This window comes from Pseudomonas sp. MS646, assembly GCF_036693845.1.
Lineage (GTDB): Bacteria > Pseudomonadota > Gammaproteobacteria > Pseudomonadales > Pseudomonadaceae > Aquipseudomonas > Aquipseudomonas chlororaphis_E.
Map to the genome: position 1 here is coordinate 856,509 of NZ_CP144763.1, position 16,561 is coordinate 873,069.

Genomic DNA, 16,561 nt, shown 5'->3' on the forward strand with positions numbered 1-16,561 from the left:
CACCGGTGCCGCAGCCAATGGACAGGCCGCACCTGACTGACAGTCAGGCATGCCCCCAGGTGTCGATGTTGTTGCCTTCTCCCACCCAGGATCTCCAGGTGCCGAACTCGTCAGTCGGCGCAACCTCCACCCGCCCGCATCTTCGGATGCGTCTAAGGAGGCCAGATTCATAGGTTTATGCCCTTGCTCCCGGTTGTAAGGAGCCGTTCGTTCCGCGTCAGTGAACACCTCACAGGCCGCAGGGGCCTTGATCCCTGATAACACTCAACAGCCGTGGCGGGACTATGTGAGGACAACCAGTAATGATCGAGGAGAGGGCCCATGCAGCAGTTAGATCCGAAGCTTGAACTACCACGACCACCTCGACCGTTGATTGAGTCGAGCCACGTGCCCCAGCCTTATCCGGTGCAGGCACTCGGTGGAATTCTTGGGCCTGCGGTTGAGCGCATGGCCGAGGTCATCGGCGTGCCCCAAGCACTGGCCGCGCAATCGGTGTTGGCCGCCTCGGCCCTAGCCACTCAAGGTCATGCGGGCTTACAACTCGACGGGAGACATTATCCCCTGTCGTTGTACCTGATCACGGTGGCTGCGTCCGGTGATCGCAAGACCGCGGCAGACCGATCCGCACTGCTGCCAGCGCGCCAATGGGAGCGTGAACAGTGGCAACATTATCGTGAACAGCTCTCCCGGTACCGTGCCGCACAGCGACAAGCGCAGCGTATCAATCCTACCGATCCCACCCCCACAAACAGCGTACCGCTCGAAGCGGAGCCTTCGGCCCCTAGGCTGATCACCACAGACCCGACGATCGAGGCCCTGATCAAGGGGCTCTGCCATGACTTACCGAGCATGGGGCTGTTCTGTGACGAAGGCGGACAATTCCTTGGCAGCAGCACCATGAGTCGGGACAACCGTTTGAAAGCGGTCACGACCTTGTCGTTGCTCTGGGACGGTAGCCCGATTGATCGTGCTCGCTCTATGGCAGGCGAAAGCCTACGAGCATATGACCGACGCCTGAGCCTGCACCTGATGCTGCAACCGTATTTGGCCATGCAGTTACTCAGTGACCCGTTGCTGCAGGGGCAAGGCATTCTAGGGCGCTGCTTGATGACCTGGCCAACCAGTCTAGCCGGGCAACGTAGCTACCAGGCTGTCGACTTGTCCAAAGACGCCGCCCTCAAGCGCTATCATCACCGGCTTTCGGCTCTGTTTTATCAGCCTTGGTCACTTTCCGCTGACGGAGCCTTGCAGCTGTCAAAGTTGAGTCTCAGTCCGCTGGCGCGTCGTCGCTGGATTGATTTGCACGATGCTATCGAAGCTCAGCTGGGGGAGTTTGGCGAACTGGCCAGCGTACGGCCCAGCGGATCAAAGGCCGCCGATAACCTGCTGCGCGTCGCCGGCATTCTTGCAGTTGTGGAGGAGAGCAGCGTCGTGGAGGTCGACCATATCCAACGGGCCTCCGCTTTAGTCGGCTACTACCTCTCCGAGATCCAGCGCCTGACTGAGCAGGAGGCAGTGTGTCGGGTAAAGGAAGAGGCGGACCGGTTGCTGCGATGGTTACAGGTCAAAGATTGGAAGCGTTTCAGTATTCGTGAATTGAATCGCAACGGTCCCCGCTTTGCCCGTAAGAGCAGTCGTCATACCGCCAAGCTGTTGGTCGAATTGATTGATCATCAGTGGCTCATCACTGACGGCCACACCTTCGAGGTGCGCCATGTTCAATATTGATGAAGCCCTACGCAACCATCTGGCTCAGCGCCAAAAGGGGCCGAATGCGCGATTTGTCGCCGCTACTGTCGCCACTTTGTCGCCACGTTCAAAGCTAGCCAGGACAAGGGGTGTCGCCGCTGTCGCCGCTGTCGCCACTACCTACAAAACTATTGCCTCGACGGCAGCCATCATCCAATGGTTGGAAGAGCAGGACGCGCAACTCTACGTCGTCAACAACACGCTTTGTTTCCGTCCAACTGATTGGGCCCAGTTCGCTATTGTGAGTGCACACTGGCAAGCCCTTCTACATGAGCTCGCTGCAGTCGATCAGGAACAGAAAAATGGTTCGCGCCGGTAAGCGAGCGGGGCGCAATTTCGGCTTCGGTCGCCAGCTCAGCTATGCCGGACCGCAAGCCCTGAAAGATCTGTTTGGCGACGGCCATTTTGCTACCGTCAAAGCCCATAGCGATCGGTGGCAGGCCTTCGTGAATTGGTGTCGATCCGAGGAAGGGCCGAGGCTCAATGACGCGCGTCAGATCGACCGCGAGATCCTCATGCGGTACGCCGCCCATATGAGGCAGCAGGTTGACCAGGGCAACGTCGGCATCGCCACCGCGCAGAACCGACTGTCAAGCGTGAACCGAACGATGGCTGCGCTGCGCGGTGATCAGTACGTCAAAATCCCCAGTCCGAGCAAGGCGCTGGGTATGCAGCGCTCAAACGTGCGCGGGGAGGCACCGCAAGGCCAAGATCGTGCTCAGATCGAGTTGATCGCACGCGCACTGTCAGAGCTAGGTCAGCAACGAGTGACCGCAATTGTGCATCTGGCTCGGGAGACTGGTATGCGCCTGCGTGAAGCGATCTTGGCTGACCTGCCCCGACTGCAACGTGAGGCCGGGCAACTGGGCAAGATCAACATCCAAGACGGCACCAAAGGTGGTCGATCAGGCGCGTCAGCACCGCGCTGGATCGCGGTCACTGATCAAATCCGTGGCGCCTTGGATAGGGCCTGGGAGGCTTCACCCAGCGGCAGTCGGAACCTGTTGGCTCCCAACGAGAGCTACAAAGAGTTTATGCAATCAGTTGTGCGACCGGCACGGGACCTCCTGCATGAACATGGATTGAAAGGCTTTCATGAGCTGCGGGCGGCTTACTCCTGTGAGCGTTATGAGCAACTAATCGGCTTTCCTGCACCCGCTAATGGTGGTCGTGTTCATCAAGAGGATCGAGCACTCGATCAGCTAGCCCGTAAGCAGATCAGCCACGAGTTGGGACATAACCGCATCGATGTGGTGAGTGCCTACATCGGAGGCCGGCGATGACGGCCGAGTTCGACATAGCGTTGTTCCTGCGCCCCGTGCTCAAAGGTGCACATGCCACGCAGCAGCGGCACATCAGGCAAGCAGAAAGGATGCACGAGGTGATTCGTGAACGCTGGGGTTGCGCGACTCCCTGGTCCTGGAGAGAGAAGCACGTGAGATGGTTTCTGGAGCACTATTTGCGATGCTCAGCTCCAGCTACCATCTATTACTACGAGTTAACAGCAGGGATGATCCGCCGTAGAAAGGCAAAAACCGTGGTTGCCTGATAGACCTTTAAGCGTGAGCCCCTGAGTATGGGAATGCGGAGCCTTCCCATACTCAGGGGCTTGGCTGAAAAAGCGCAGGCATACCAAAGATCTGGCAACTGTCGTCACTCCTTTCACCCTACTACACGACACGAATCGTAGCCGGTGCCGCGTACCTTTTGGATGTTCAGCGAATCGGTACGACGTTGCGGTCTCTGGTTTGATTGATAGCCGATGCCGACAGGCTGCCGGTGGCCGCGTTCTGGATGTATTCACTCCACCAAGCCATCATCGGACGCCGGCGTTCGATGTAGTCAGTCCTGTTGTAGGCGCTACGAACTTCGTCCTTGTCGACATGCGCCAGCGCGACCTCGATCAGTTCCGGATCCCAGCCATGCTCATTGAGGATGGTGCTCGCCATCGAGCGCAAGCCGTGGCTGACTAGACGGTCCTGAAAGCCCATGCGCTTCAACGCCATGTTGGCGGTCTGGCTATTGGCATGGGTGCGGGGGTTTCTATCTGAGGGGAACACGTACTCTCTGTTACCACTTAGTTGCTTGAGCGTTTCCAGTAACGAAAGTGCCTGATCGGTGAGGGGGATTGTGTGCGGGCGCCGCTTTTTCATGCGCTCTGGCGGAATGGTCCAAATGCGCTTGTCAAAGTCGATATCTGCCCATCGTGTGGTGGCTGCTTCGGCGGGGCGGGTCATCGTGTGCAACTGCCATTCGATCAGGCAGCGGGTCGTGCGCTTGATGCTGGCATTCGCGATTTCCATCATGAGCTCGGGAAGCTCCTCAGGTGGCAGCGCAGCCATGTTCTCTTTCTTGGGTTTCTTGAACACCGCCCGAATTCCATTGAGGGGGTTCGCAAATATCAGCCCGGAGTTTACCCCGTAGGTCATGATCTCGTTGAGTCGTTGACTCAATCGTTTCACGGTTTCGAGACTCCCTTTGGCCTCGATTGGGCGAAGGATCTTGATAACCATCGGAGCAGTGATTTGAGAGAGAGGCGTTGTTTTCATGCTTGGGAACACATGGAGCGTCAGCGATCTCCAAATGTCTTCGGCGTAGGCTTTGGTTACGGAGTCTTTCTTCAGCTCGAACCAGGCGGTGGCCACCTTCTCGAAAGTGTGTTCAGTCTCAGCAAGTTTGGCTTGCCTTACCTCATCACGCTGGGTTTTGGGATCAATGCCCAAAGCGAGCAGCTCACGCGCCTCTGCTGCTTTCTTCCGGGCGTTGGCTAGCGAGAGGTCGGGGTATGGACCGAGCGCCATATTAAGACGGCTTCTGGTTAACGGCTCGCGGTAATTGAAATTCCACATCATCGAGCCGCTGGCGCGTACTCGAAGCTGCAGGCCGTCGCCGTCAGTGAGAACGAAGTCTTTTCCTGTTGCCTTGACTGCCTTGAGCTGGCGGTCTGATAGGCGGGTTGCATTAGTAGGCATGAGAGCTACCTCCGACACCGTTTTGGTATCCCAAAAATAGCACCGGTGGGTCCGGGATACCAAATGGGATACCAAAACGCCTGGAACTCAAAATTCTTCTACGGAAGCCAGTAGCCCTGAACCCCTTGATTTACCTGGATTTCAGGCACAAAAAAAGACGTCCATGGACGTCTTTAGATGATGAAGTGGTGGAGCCGGGGGGATTTGAACCCCCGTCCGCCAGTACTCCGCTGTCGGTACTACATGCGTAGCCGTGTCTATTAAGTTAACCCTCAGCGACCCGACGGGCAGGGTGCTTTGGGCGAGTTGTGTAAGTTTTAGCCGCTTCGTCCACAACGTACTGCACGGCGATTCTGTTCTATATGACAATCACTTTGGGTTTACAGACATCCCCTAATGATTGCTGGACCCGAAGGTACCAGAAGCTCAGGATCTAAGGCTGCTTACGCAGCGATAGCGAATTCCTGGCCGTAGTTTTCGTCATTGGCAACTATAGAAGTTGCAACAGTGGATTTACGAGTTCTGTTACCAACTCGGCATGCACCTAAAGTTTCGCAACCGGCGTCGAATCCTAAACGGCCCCGAACCTGTCGCTTCGTGAAACTGCTGAAGCGACAGGCGTTTGCAGTGTACGCCAATCTGGGGCTGAGGCCAACCCGGAGGTTGGCCTTGCCCGCCGATCACTTGTTGGTGCCGTCGGAGGTCTTTCTGATTTCCAGGATGGTTTGCTGGGTTTCAGCAACGCATTCGTCAATTTTGCCTTGCGCTTTGAGCTCTTGTGCCTTTGTCACGCTGGCTGTCACACGTGCATTGAGATCGGCCGAGGATTGGTACTGTGTCTTGGCATTGTTGATGGTTTGGATATTGGCTTCGCACAGGCTGTCCGGCTTATCGGCGGCGAACGAAGCGGAGGCCATCATCGAGGCAGTAATGAATAGACCTAACAGCGCAGAACGTTTCATATGTATCTCCTTGAACTGAGGATCCAGACTTCGCTGGCCGTCAGACGGACAACCGAATGTAGGAAAAGCCCCAACGTTTGGGGCTTGTTCTGTGGACTACCGTCGCGCTAAAGGGTTCTATTTTTCTTCAGGTGGCCCTGGCTTGAGTCACCCGATCCACCAGGTAGACCAGTCCGTGGTAGTCGATGGTGCCGTGTTGTGTCAGGCCGATCTCGCAGGTGCGGCTGGTGGAGATGCCTTCGCTGCAATGCTGGACGGCGTCCTTGAGTGTGCGCAGTGAGTGGGCGTTGAGTTCCGGTGTGGTGAAGCCTTTGTCGCCGGCAAAGCCGCAACAATGAATGCCTTCGGGAATGACCACGTGCTTGCTGCATTTGCGCGCCAGGTCGATCAGTGCCTGGCTTTCGCCCAGGTGTTGGGTGCTGCACGTGACGTGTACCGCGATGGGGGCTTCTTGTGGGGTGAAGTCCAGGCGATCCATCAAGTGCGTGCGGATGAAGCGCACCGGGTCGTACAGGTCCAGGCGTGTTTCGCCAAGGTCCTGGACCAATCGCAAGGTGCAGGGGCTGGTGTCGCAGTAGATCGGATCGAGCCCGCCGCGGCTGGCGTGCAGCAGGGCGGCGATCAGTTCCTGGCGCTTGTGGTCGGCTTGTTCGGCGTAGCCTTTGGAGGCAAAGGGTTGGCCGCAGCACAGGTTGTCCTGATTGTCGGGAATGACGACTTGATAGCCGGCTTTTTCCAGCAAGCTACGGGTCTTGCCGTACAGCGAGGCCTGTTCTTTGTCCCCTGCCGCCGGGCCCATGACGCGTGACACGCAGGCCGCCAGGTAGACCACGCGCGGGCGTTCGTCCGCCACGGCAGGGCTGAAGCGGATGGCTTTTTCCGGCTGGGGCATGGCGTTGGTCCATTGCGGCACCTGGCCCTTGGACAGCCGTGACAACGTTGCCGAGAGTTTCGCCAGGCGCGGCGCCCCCAGCAGCATGCGTGCGCCGTTGGCGACGTGCAGGGTGAAGCGCAGGCCTTGCAGTGTGGTGGCGAAGTTTCCTTCAATCCAGTTGGCGGTTTTCGTGCGCGTGGCTTCTCGGCTGCGCAGCTTTTTCACCAGCTCACCGGTGTTGATGCCTACGGGGCAGCGTTGAGCACACAAGCCGGTGGCCGCGCAGGTGTCGATGCCCTGGTATTGATAGGCCTGTTCCAGCTCGGTGGTGTCGGTGCCGGCCCGTTGTTTGGCCTGGATGTCGCGCCAGATCACGATGCGTTGGCGCGGGCTCAAGGTCAGGTCTTTGGAGGGGCAGACCGGTTCACAGAAGCCGCACTCGATGCACTTGTCCACGATCTCGTCGGCGGCGGGCAGCGGTTTGAGGTGCTTGAGATGGATCTGTGGGTCTTCGCTGAGCACCACGTCCGGGTTGAGAATCCCCTGGGGGTCGAGCAGGCGCTTGAGCTGCCACATCAGTTGATAGGCATCGCTGCCCCATTCCAGCTCGACGAAGGGCGCCATGTTGCGGCCGGTGCCGTGTTCGGCTTTCAGCGAACCGCCGAACTCCACGGCCACCAGTTGCGCGACGTCGTCCATGAACGCCTGGTATCGTGCGATTTCGTCGGCGCTGTTGAAGCCTTGGGTGAAGACGAAGTGCAGATTGCCTTCCAGTGCATGTCCGAAAAGGATCGCTTCGTCGTAGTGATGTTTGTCGAAGAGTTCGATCAGGCGGTTCACGCCAATGGCGAGTTGTTCCACCGGGAAGGTCACGTCTTCGATGATCACCGTGGTGCCGGTCTTGCGGACTGCGCCCACCGCCGGGAAGGTGTCTTTGCGGATGGCCCAGAGCCGGGCGTTTTCCCGTGGGTCTTCGGTAAAGTCGACTTGTTTTTCCACCGGGAAGCCGGCCAACGAGGCCATGATCCGGGCGAGTTGCTCTTGCAGCAGGGATGAAGACGCCGCGCGGGATTCGATCAACAGGGCGCAGGCATTCGTCGACAGATACTGTACGAAATCCGGCATGCCCGGCTTGTCCTGCACCGAGCGCAGGCTGCGTCGGTCGAGCAGTTCCACGGCCGACACCGGCTGGCTTTTCAGCACGGTGACGGCGTTGCAGCAGGTTTCTACGTCAGGGAACACAATCAGCGCCGAGGCTTTGTGCGGATGGTCGATCACGGTGTTGTAGGTCACCGCGCTGATGAAACCCAGGGTGCCTTCTGAGCCCACCAGCAGGTGGCTCAAGATATCCACAGGCTCGTCAAAATCCACCAGCGCGTTGAGCGACAGCCCAGTGGTATTTTTCAGACGGTACTTGTGGCGAATTCGGGCAGCCAATTCGGTGTTGTCGCGGGTCTCGCGGCCCAAGGTCGCCAGGCGCTCCAACAGGTCTGCGTGGCTGTTGCGAAACGCCGCGACGCTGGCGGCGTCCTCGGTGTCGAGGCGGGTGCCATCGGCCAGCACCAGGCGAATGCCGGCCAGGGTGTGATAGGTGTTTTGCGCCGTGCCGCAGCACATGCCGCTGGCGTTGTTGGCGACGATGCCGCCAATCTTGCAGGCGTTGATCGAGGCCGGATCGGGGCCGATCTTGCGCCCGAACGGTGCCAGCCAGGCGTTGGCCTGGGCGCCAATCACGCCCGGTTGCAAGCGGATCTGCGTGCCTTGCCCGCGAATCTCCCGGGCGTTCCAGTTATCCCCCAGCACGATCAGCACCGAGTCGCTGATGGCCTGGCCGGACAAGCTGGTGCCAGCCGCGCGGAAGGTGACCGGAACCTGGTCGCGCTGGGCCAGTTGCAGCAGGGCGACCACTTCATCTTCGGTTTCGACCCGCACCACCAGTTTCGGAATCAGCCGGTAGAAACTGGCGTCGGTGCCGAAGGCCAGGGTCGACAGCGGATCGTCGAATCGGCGCTTGGCTGGGATCAGTTGGTGGACGTCGTGTAGGAAAGCAGCCGGAAGCGTCATTGGTCCTCCAGGATCAACACCACCAGGTCCTTCGGACCGTGGGCGCCGTAGGCCAGCACCTGTTCGATGTCGGCGGTTTTCGATGGGCCCGACACCAGCAGGGCATTGGTGGGCATGCCTTGGGCCCATTCGAATGCCTGCTGCACTTCATAGAAGTTGTTGTGGATCTCGCTGGCCTTGAGCAAGGCGAAATGCACCGGCGGCACCAGGCTCATCAGGCGTGGCTCTTCCCGCGTTGGCCAAAGGATCAGGCTGCCGGTGGCGGCGATGGCGCCGAGGGTTCCGGTCAGGCTGGCGGGCGTCTCGTTGAACAGCTCGGCTTTCCATTCTTCTATCGGCCGGTCGTAGGCCTTGAGGGTCGGCAGGTCCGGATGATTCGCCCAGTACTGCATGATTTTTTTCCCGTGGGGTGTCGTCGGGGCAATCAGCAGGCTCGGCAGTTGGCGGTCGCGCAGCAGTTGGGCGAGCAACGCCGGCCAGTCTTCGGCACGGGTCAGGTGGATTTCGGTGTGCACCGCTTCCATCAACTTGCGCAACTGCGGGATGCGTTCTTCGGGCGCATAACGGTAGGTCTGCGTCACCAGGTCGACATCGAAGTTGTCGGCCACGGGCGTGGTGCCGGTCAGGCTTTTACGCAACTTGGCGAGGATGTTTTCCTTGGCGCTCATCGACGGTCTCCCGGGCGGTTCAGGTGTTCGCGGGCCAGGTCATGCAATGAGCGGGCGGCGGGTTGGGGGGCGCTGTGGTTTTGCGTCCAGGGGCCGACGTTGCGCGGCGTGAGGGCGCGCAGGCGCGTGGCGAGGAAACCGAACAGCCGATACAGGCGCGGCGAGCTGTTGAGCCACGCCCAGGCATTCCAGATGAAGCGTTCCTTGGGCGAGTATTTGCTGCCCTGGCCACGCATCACTTGATGCGGGCTGTCCGGTGCCTTGACGTTTTCTTCGCGCAGGCGCCGCAGCAGGGCCGGGATCGGAATCTTCACCGGGCACACTTCTCCACAGGCACCGCAGAGTGATGAGGCGCTGGGGTGATCGGGCACCTTGGCCAGGCCGACCATGTGTGGCGTGATGATTTTTCCGATAGGCCCCGGGTAAACCTCCCCATAGGCGTGGCCGCCGATTCGGGTGTACACCGGGCAATGATTCATACAGGCGCCGCAGCGGATGCAGTTCAGGGTCTGGCGCAATTCACTGTCGGCAAAGGCCTGGCTGCGACCGTTGTCCAGCAGCACCAGGTGAACTTCCTGGGGGCCGTCCAGTTCCTCGGCCTTGCGTGGGCCGGAGATCATGTTGACGTAGGTGGTAATCGGTTGGCCGAGGGCCGAGCGAGTCAGCAGCGAGAGCAATGGCACGACATCGCGCAGGTTCTCCACCACTTTTTCGATGCCGGTCACGGCGATGTGCACCGGTGGCACGGTGGTGGACATCCGTCCGTTTCCTTCGTTTTCCACCAGCAGCAGCGTGCCGGTTTCGGCGACGGCGAAGTTGACGCCCGACACGCCGATATCGGCTTCGAAGAATTTCTGCCGCAACACCTTGCGACCGATCTGAATGAGTTGGTCGACGTCCTTGGTGTACTCCACGCCGAGTTTGTCGTGGAACAAGGACGCGACCTGACCGGCATTCTTGTGGATCGCCGGCATAATGATGTGTGAAGGCTTCTCGTGATCGAGCTGGACGATGAACTCGCCCATGTCCGATTCCAGGCATTCAATGCCTTGAGCCGCGAGGACATGGTTCATTTCCATCTCTTCGCTGACCATCGATTTGCCCTTGATCACTTGCCGCGCCTCGTGAGCGCGGATGATCGAGAGGACGATGCCGTTGGCTTCGTCCACCGTTTCCGCCCAGTGCACGTTCACACCGTTGCGGGTCAGGTTGGTTTCAAGTTGTTCGAGCAGGTCGGGCAACTTGGATAACGCACGGGCGCGGACGGCATTGCCCAGCACCCGCAGGTGTTCTCTTTCGTGGGCATCGCTGAAGGACGTTGCCCGCTTGGTCATCAGTGAATCCATCGCGCTGCGAAAGTTGTTTCGCAGTTGCGTGTCGCCCAGCGCCTTGTGGGCTCGGGCGCGAAAATCTTCCTGCACCTCTACAGTGGGGATCAGCGTCGGCGTGCTCATGCGGCACCTCCGGTTCGCTGCCAGAGGAAACTCGCCAGATGCTGCCCGCGTAGCGCCTCCTGCTGCTTTTCCAACGCACCGTTGATGTTCATCAAGCAGCCGCAATCGGCACTAATGACCTTATGTGCGCCGGATTCCTTCAGCGCCCGGGTCTTGTCGGCCACCATCGCGCCGGAAATATCCGGCAGGCGCACGCTGAATGTCCCACCGAACCCGCAGCATTCACTTTCGTGACTGTGCTCCACGCGCTCCACGTTGTGCAGTTGCGCCAACAGGGCGCGGCCGTGCAGGTGGGTGTTCATTTCCCGCCGCGCCGAGCACGAAGTGTGCAGCGCCACTTTCACCGGCTCGCCGCCATCCTTCAGCTGCACCTGACAGACGAACAACAGGAACTCGGCCAACTCGTAGGTCCGGGCGGCCAGGGCCCGGACTTGTTCAAGCGTGTCGGGTTCGTCCTTGAACAGGTCGCCGTAGTGCTCGCGCAACATGCCCGCGCAGGAGCCCGACGGCACGACCACCGGATAATCTTCGGCAAACAGCGCCAGTTGTGCCCGCGCCACCGTGCGTGCCTGCTCGGTGTAACCCGAGGTGTAGGCCGGTTGCCCGCAGCAACTCTGTCCTTGCGGGTATTCCACCCGGATCCCTTCGCGTTCCAGCAGGTGGATCGCATCCATCCCGGCTTCGGGGTAGAACAGGTCCACCACGCAGGTGCCGAACAGGTAGACCCGTTGCGGTTTCACGCTGGGGTATTGCCGCGGTTCAGGCAGTGGCGGGGCGACACGGGTCGCGTTCGGCACAGCGTTGTAAAAAAGCTCGCTCATCAGGCGTGTCTCCGGGTGGTCCCGGTTATCCGTCCGCTGAGGCCGCTGAATATAGAGAGCAAATCTTTCAGCAGCCTTGCAGACCCGGTGATCAATAGCGAACGCCGGCGGCTATTCCGGCGTCGGTTTTTTCTCTGCGGCGTGTGGTACTCAGTGCACCAGCATGCCGGTAAACCAGTAGGCCTGGGCCAAGGTGATCAGGCCGACGATCGTTGCAAAGAATAGGCTGTGTTTGAGGGTGAACCGGAACAGATCCGATTCCTTGCCCACCAGCCCGGTCGCGGCACAGGCCACGGCGATCGATTGCGGCGAGATCATCTTGCCGGTCACGCCGCCGCTGGTGTTGGCGGCCACCAGCAAGGTGTCGTTGACGCCGAGTTGGTGCGCGGTGGTGGCTTGCAGAGAGCTGAACAGCGCGTTGGACGAGGTGTCGGAGCCGGTCAGGAACACCCCCAGCCATCCGAGGAACGGCGAGAAGAACGGGAACGCCGCGCCTGTGCCGGCCAGTACCAGGGCCATGGTCGACGACATGCCCGAATAGTTGGTGACGAAGGCAAACGCCAGGACCATACCGATGGACAGGATCGGCCAGCGCAGCTCGAAAAGGGTCTCTTTAAAAGTGGTAAGACCAGTTTTGAGGTTGATTTTCAACACCAGCATCGAGATCAGCGCGGAGAAGAAAATCGCCGTGCCGGTGGCGGAAATCGGGTCGAGTTTGAACACGGCCGGAATGGCGGTGGGGTTGATCACGATCGGCGCGACCTTGATCACCATCTGGTCCAGGTGCGGGATGGCAAAGTTGAACACCCAGCCGTACATCGAGCCGCCCGCGGCGAACATCGCCTTGAACGGTTTCAGGGTCCAGATCGTGACCAGCACGGTGAGGATCAGGAAGGGCGACCAGGCCTTGATGATTTCCCCCAGGCTGTAGGGCGAAGCCACGGTGCTGCGCGGTTGGCCGAAACCACCCACGCTGGCGGTGACCGTTGCGCCAGACGTGGCGCCGGCAATCTGGGCGCCCGCGGTGCGCTTGGGCTGCCAGACCTTCAGGAACAGGGTCAGGGCGATCAGGCTGGCGAGGGCCGAAGTGATGTCCGGCAGTTCCGGGCCAATGAAGTTGGAGGTGAAGTACTGGGTGACGGCAAAGCTCAGGCCGGCCACCAGTGCGGCTGGCCAGGTTTCCCGCACGCCGCGCAGGCCGTCCATCATGAACACCAGCCAGAACGGCACGAACAGCGACAGCAACGGCAGTTGGCGACCGGTCATGGCGCCGATCTTGAAGGCGTCGATCCCGGTGACCTGGCCGGCCACGATGATCGGAATACCCAGCGCGCCAAACGCGACTGGGGCGGTGTTGGCGATCAGGCACAGGCCGGCGGCATACAGCGGATTGAACCCCAGGCCGACCAGCAGCGCGGCGGTGATCGCGACGGGTGCGCCGAAACCGGCGGCGCCTTCCAGGAAGGCCCCGAAGCAGAAGCCGATCAGCAGCACTTGCAGGCGTTGGTCGTCGGTAATCGACAGCACCGAGCTGCGGATGACCTCGAACTGACCGCTCTTGACCGTCAGTTTGTACAGGAACACGGCGGCCACGATGATCCAGGCGATGGGCCACAGGCCGTAGGCAAAGCCATATCCGGCGGCGGCGAAGGCCATGTCGGCGGGCATGTTGAAGGCAAATATCGCCACGGCAATCGCCAGGGCCAGGGTGATGCTGCCGGCCACGTGTCCCTTGAGGCGAAACACCGCCAGGGCCAGGAAGAAAAACACGATGGGAATGACGGCCGCGAGTGCGGACAAGCCGAGGCTGCCGAGCGGGCTGTAGAGCTGTTGCCAGGTTTGCATAGTGGGTGGGCCCCTAATTGTTGTTGGTCAGGCACTGATCAGCGAAAGTGGATAATTGGTAATACCAATTTACAAGCGCTGTCGGCTAGGGTAAAAGCCTTGGTTGTCGTGTGTCAATTTGCCGCTTGGAAACTTTCGTCGAATAAGCGATGCAGATCGCATCTGATCTGTGTATGCAAATGGCGTCTGGTGGGTGTGGCCGGGGCCCGGATGGGCCAGAATAGAGAGCCCGGCGAGCGGTCGGGATCGTGGAGAGTGGAGTTATGGGGTTTGATCAGATTCGTCAGCGCCGTTTGTCTGACGATATTGTCGAGCGGCTTGAAGGCATGATCCTTGAGGGCACGTTGAAGTCTGGCGAGCGGCTGCCGGCCGAGCGGACCCTGGCCGAACAGTTCGGTGTGTCACGGCCTTCGTTGCGCGAGGCGATCCAGAAGCTGGCGGCCAAGGGCTTGCTGGTCAGTCGCCAGGGAGGCGGTAACTACGTCGTGGAGTCACTGGGCTCGACGTTCAGTGACCCGTTGTTGCAATTGTTGGAAAGCAACCCCGATGCGCAGCGGGACCTGCTGGAATTTCGTCACACCCTGGAAGCGTCCTGTGCCTATTACGCCGCACAGCGGGCCACGGATGTCGATCGCGAACGCCTGACGGCAGCCTTCGAAGAATTGCAGGATTGTTATTCGCGGCACGAAGAGGTGAGTCGGGCGGAGGAGGGGGCGGCGGATGCGCGCTTCCACCTGGCGATCGCCGAAGCCAGCCATAACGCGGTCTTGCTGCACACCATCCGTGGCTTGTTCGACCTGCTCAAGCGCAATGTGGTGACCAACATCGGCGGCATGTACAAGCAACGCAGCGAAACCCGCGACATGCTGATCAGCCAGCACCGCGAGCTGTACCAGGCAATCATGGACGGGCACGCCGAGCAGGCGAGGGAAGTGTCCAGCCGGCATATTCTGTACGTGCAGGAAGTCTTGGAAGAGGTGCGCCAGGAAGTGCAGCGAGTGGCGCGGGCAGAGCGGCGCAAGGGGATTTAGATTCGATCCTGTGGGAGCGAGCTTGCTCGCGATGGCGTACTGTCAGTCAACATCGATGTTGACTGACCCGCCGTTATCGCGAGCAAGCTCCCACATTCGATTTTCCGAGGGCTAGTCTTCCTTGCCCTTGTTGCGCACCGCACGCTGCAGTTCACGACCGGCGTCGCGCTCGCGTTCGGTATCGCGCTTGTCGTATTCCTTCTTGCCCTTGCCCAGCGCAATCTCGCACTTGATCAGGTGCTTGCTCCAGTACAGCGACGTACAGACGCAGGTGTAGCCTTTCTGCTGCACGGAGGCGAAGAGCTTTTCCAGCTCGCGCTTGTTGAGCAGCAGCTTGCGCGAGCGTACCGGGTCGGCGATCACGTGGGTGCTGGCCGTGGTCAGCGGGGTGATGTGACTGCCCAGCAGCCAGGCTTCGCCGTCCTTGAGCAGCACGTAGCTGTCCACCAACTGCGCCTTGCCGGCGCGCAGGCTCTTTACTTCCCAGCCGGCCAGGACCATGCCAGCCTCGAAACGTTGTTCGATGAAGTAGTCGTGTCGCGCCTTTTTATTTTGCGCGATGGTCCCTGTGGGGTGTTTCTTCTGTTTAGCCATAGGGGCGGCATTATAGGCAGTTGCGTGCGTGTCGGCTACGGTGAACCTGCATGCTTGAGCACCTTGAGTGAATCCCGGACAATGCGGCCTCTTTTTTGAACGCTTGGGCGTGATCACGATGTCGACAGACAAGGTTTCTGTCCACGGCAGTTGGGCTAGCCGCTGGGTCTTCATACTCGCTGCGACCGGTTCTGCGGTGGGGCTGGGTAGTATCTGGAAGTTTCCGTACATGGTCGGGGTCTACGGTGGCGGCGCCTTCGTATTGATGTTCCTGGCGTGCATCGCACTCATCGGCGCGCCGGTCATGCTCGCCGAGACCCTGATCGGTCGCCGCGCCCGGCAAAGTCCGGCCAATGCCTTGAAGGTGCTCGCGGTGGAAGCCGGGCACTCGACCAAGTGGTCGTGGGGCGCCTTCGCCGGAATGATCACGGCCTTGTTGATCCTGTCTTTCTATAGCGTGGTCGGCGGCTGGTCGCTGGACTACATCATCGACATGGGCCGCGGCGATTTCCAGGGCGTCGCGCCTGACCAGGTCGGAGCGTATTTCGGCAAGGTCATCGATGATCCCTGGCGGTTGACCCTCTGGCATACGATCTTCATGGTGCTGTCGGCGGTGGTGATCGCCAAAGGCGTGGTGGCCGGGCTTGAGCGCAGCTTGCGAATCATGATGCCGCTGCTGTTCGTGATGATCCTAGTGCTGCTGGGTTACAGCATGACCACCGGGCACTTCATGGAGGGCCTGCACTTCATGTTCGATTTCAAGCCGGAGAAAGTCCTGGATGGCTTGCTGCCGGCCATGGGGCACGCGTTCTTCTCGCTGAGCGTGGGGGTCGGCTCGATCATGATCTACGGCGCCTACATGCCCAAGAACGCTTCGCTTACCCGCACCGTCGTCGGTGTCGCGCTGCTGGACACCTTCGTGTCGCTGATGGCGGGCGTGGCTTTGTTTCCGATTGTGTTCGCCGCCGGGCTCAACCCCAGCGAAGGACCGGGGTTGATGTTCGTCAGCCTGCCCTTTGCCTTCGGTAGCATGGCGTTCGGCCAAGTCATGGGCGTGGTGTTTTTCGTGCTGGTGGCTATTGCGGCCTGGAGTTCGGCGATTTCCCTGCTGGAACCCATGGTGGCTTACCTCGTGGAACGGACCCGGATCGGTCGCGCCTGGGTCACGTTCTGGCTGGCTTTCACCTGCTGGTTCGTAGGCCTGGGCACGGTGTTTTCCTTCAATATATGGAAGCAGGCGAAGTTTTTCGTGAACGAAGACGGCTTGTTCCACCTCTACCAGTGGGGAGCAACCGGAGGCCTGGATTTCTTCGGCGTGATTGATTTCTTCACATCACGGATCATGCTGCCATTGGGCGGTTTGTGTTTCGTGGTGTTTGCAGGATGGGTCATGGGGCGTGAGGCGGTGCGTGATGAATTGTCGCTGCGCAGCCCTGTATTGTTTGCCTTGAGCCTGTTCTTGATGCGCTACGTGGCGCCCATCGGCATTCTCGTAGTGTTTGCCGCCCAGCTGTGGAAGTGACGCTT

General features: G+C 60.0%; 14 protein-coding genes and 1 other RNA gene. 6 read left to right on the forward strand and 9 right to left on the reverse strand.

Features of this window, described 5'->3' with window-relative positions; genetic code table 11:
- Positions 1-321: 321 nt before the first annotated feature.
- Genes V3H56_RS03625 through V3H56_RS03640 form a run of 4 tightly spaced genes read left to right on the forward strand, consistent with a single transcriptional unit; the run spans position 322 to position 3,298 of the window.
- A complete protein-coding gene (locus V3H56_RS03625) occupies positions 322-1,728 on the forward strand; it encodes a YfjI family protein (protein WP_338474231.1) in 1,407 nt (468 codons plus the stop codon).
- Positions 1,715-2,068 carry a hypothetical protein gene (locus tag V3H56_RS03630; RefSeq protein ID WP_338474232.1) on the forward strand — a complete coding sequence of 118 codons (354 nt, stop codon included), beginning with the start codon at positions 1,715-1,717 and terminating at the stop codon, positions 2,066-2,068. The genes V3H56_RS03625 and V3H56_RS03630 overlap by 14 nt, the downstream gene beginning before the upstream one ends.
- Positions 2,052-3,032, forward strand: a complete 981-nt coding sequence (locus tag V3H56_RS03635) for an integrase domain-containing protein (protein ID WP_338474770.1) — start codon at positions 2,052-2,054, stop codon at positions 3,030-3,032. The genes V3H56_RS03630 and V3H56_RS03635 overlap by 17 nt, the downstream gene beginning before the upstream one ends.
- A complete protein-coding gene (locus V3H56_RS03640; RefSeq protein ID WP_338474233.1) occupies positions 3,029-3,298 on the forward strand; it encodes a hypothetical protein in 270 nt (89 codons plus the stop codon). The genes V3H56_RS03635 and V3H56_RS03640 overlap by 4 nt, the downstream gene beginning before the upstream one ends.
- Before the next feature lie 166 nt (positions 3,299-3,464).
- Here V3H56_RS03640 and V3H56_RS03645 read toward each other — a convergent pair whose 3' ends face one another.
- From V3H56_RS03645 to V3H56_RS03680, 8 genes are all read right to left on the reverse strand, one after another.
- Positions 3,465-4,721, reverse strand: coding sequence for an integrase domain-containing protein (locus V3H56_RS03645; protein WP_338474234.1), 1,257 nt, complete (start codon positions 4,719-4,721; stop codon positions 3,465-3,467).
- Positions 4,722-4,907: 186 nt separating this feature from the next.
- Positions 4,908-5,304: a transfer-messenger RNA gene (gene ssrA, locus V3H56_RS03650) on the reverse strand.
- 97 nt (positions 5,305-5,401) lie between these two features.
- Entirely contained in the window at positions 5,402-5,683 is a 282-nt protein-coding gene (locus tag V3H56_RS03655; RefSeq protein ID WP_338474235.1) for a hypothetical protein, read from the reverse strand.
- Positions 5,684-5,810: 127 nt separating this feature from the next.
- The gene (locus V3H56_RS03660) at positions 5,811-8,621 is read right to left on the reverse strand and encodes an FAD-binding and (Fe-S)-binding domain-containing protein (RefSeq protein WP_338474236.1); all 2,811 of its coding nucleotides are present in this window, start codon (positions 8,619-8,621) and stop codon (positions 5,811-5,813) included.
- The gene (locus tag V3H56_RS03665; RefSeq protein ID WP_047738376.1) at positions 8,618-9,289 is read right to left on the reverse strand and encodes a lactate utilization protein; all 672 of its coding nucleotides are present in this window, start codon (positions 9,287-9,289) and stop codon (positions 8,618-8,620) included. Before V3H56_RS03665 ends, V3H56_RS03660 begins: the two co-directional genes overlap by 4 nt.
- Positions 9,286-10,743: a LutB/LldF family L-lactate oxidation iron-sulfur protein gene (locus V3H56_RS03670; RefSeq protein ID WP_042730884.1), complete on the reverse strand. Its 1,458-nt coding sequence runs from the start codon at positions 10,741-10,743 to the stop codon at positions 9,286-9,288. Before V3H56_RS03670 ends, V3H56_RS03665 begins: the two co-directional genes overlap by 4 nt.
- On the reverse strand, positions 10,740-11,564 hold the full coding sequence (locus tag V3H56_RS03675) for a (Fe-S)-binding protein (protein ID WP_042730883.1): 825 nt from the start codon (positions 11,562-11,564) through the stop codon (positions 10,740-10,742). Before V3H56_RS03675 ends, V3H56_RS03670 begins: the two co-directional genes overlap by 4 nt.
- A gap of 150 nt (positions 11,565-11,714) precedes the next feature.
- Positions 11,715-13,409 (reverse strand): lactate permease LctP family transporter, encoded by a 1,695-nt coding sequence (locus V3H56_RS03680; RefSeq protein WP_047738373.1) that lies wholly within the window; start codon positions 13,407-13,409, stop codon positions 11,715-11,717.
- 263 nt (positions 13,410-13,672) lie between these two features.
- Here V3H56_RS03680 and V3H56_RS03685 point away from each other — a divergent pair, with 263 nt between their 5' ends.
- Positions 13,673-14,440, forward strand: a complete 768-nt coding sequence (locus tag V3H56_RS03685; RefSeq protein WP_042730881.1) for an FCD domain-containing protein — start codon at positions 13,673-13,675, stop codon at positions 14,438-14,440.
- 111 nt (positions 14,441-14,551) lie between these two features.
- Here the strand turns inward: V3H56_RS03685 and smpB are convergent, their stop codons facing one another.
- A complete protein-coding gene (smpB, locus tag V3H56_RS03690) occupies positions 14,552-15,034 on the reverse strand; it encodes an SsrA-binding protein SmpB (RefSeq protein WP_042730880.1) in 483 nt (160 codons plus the stop codon).
- A gap of 118 nt (positions 15,035-15,152) precedes the next feature.
- On the opposite strand from smpB, the gene V3H56_RS03695 reads away from it, so the two are divergent.
- Positions 15,153-16,556, forward strand: coding sequence for a sodium-dependent transporter (locus V3H56_RS03695; RefSeq protein ID WP_042730887.1), 1,404 nt, complete (start codon positions 15,153-15,155; stop codon positions 16,554-16,556).
- Positions 16,557-16,561: the final 5 nt, after the last annotated feature.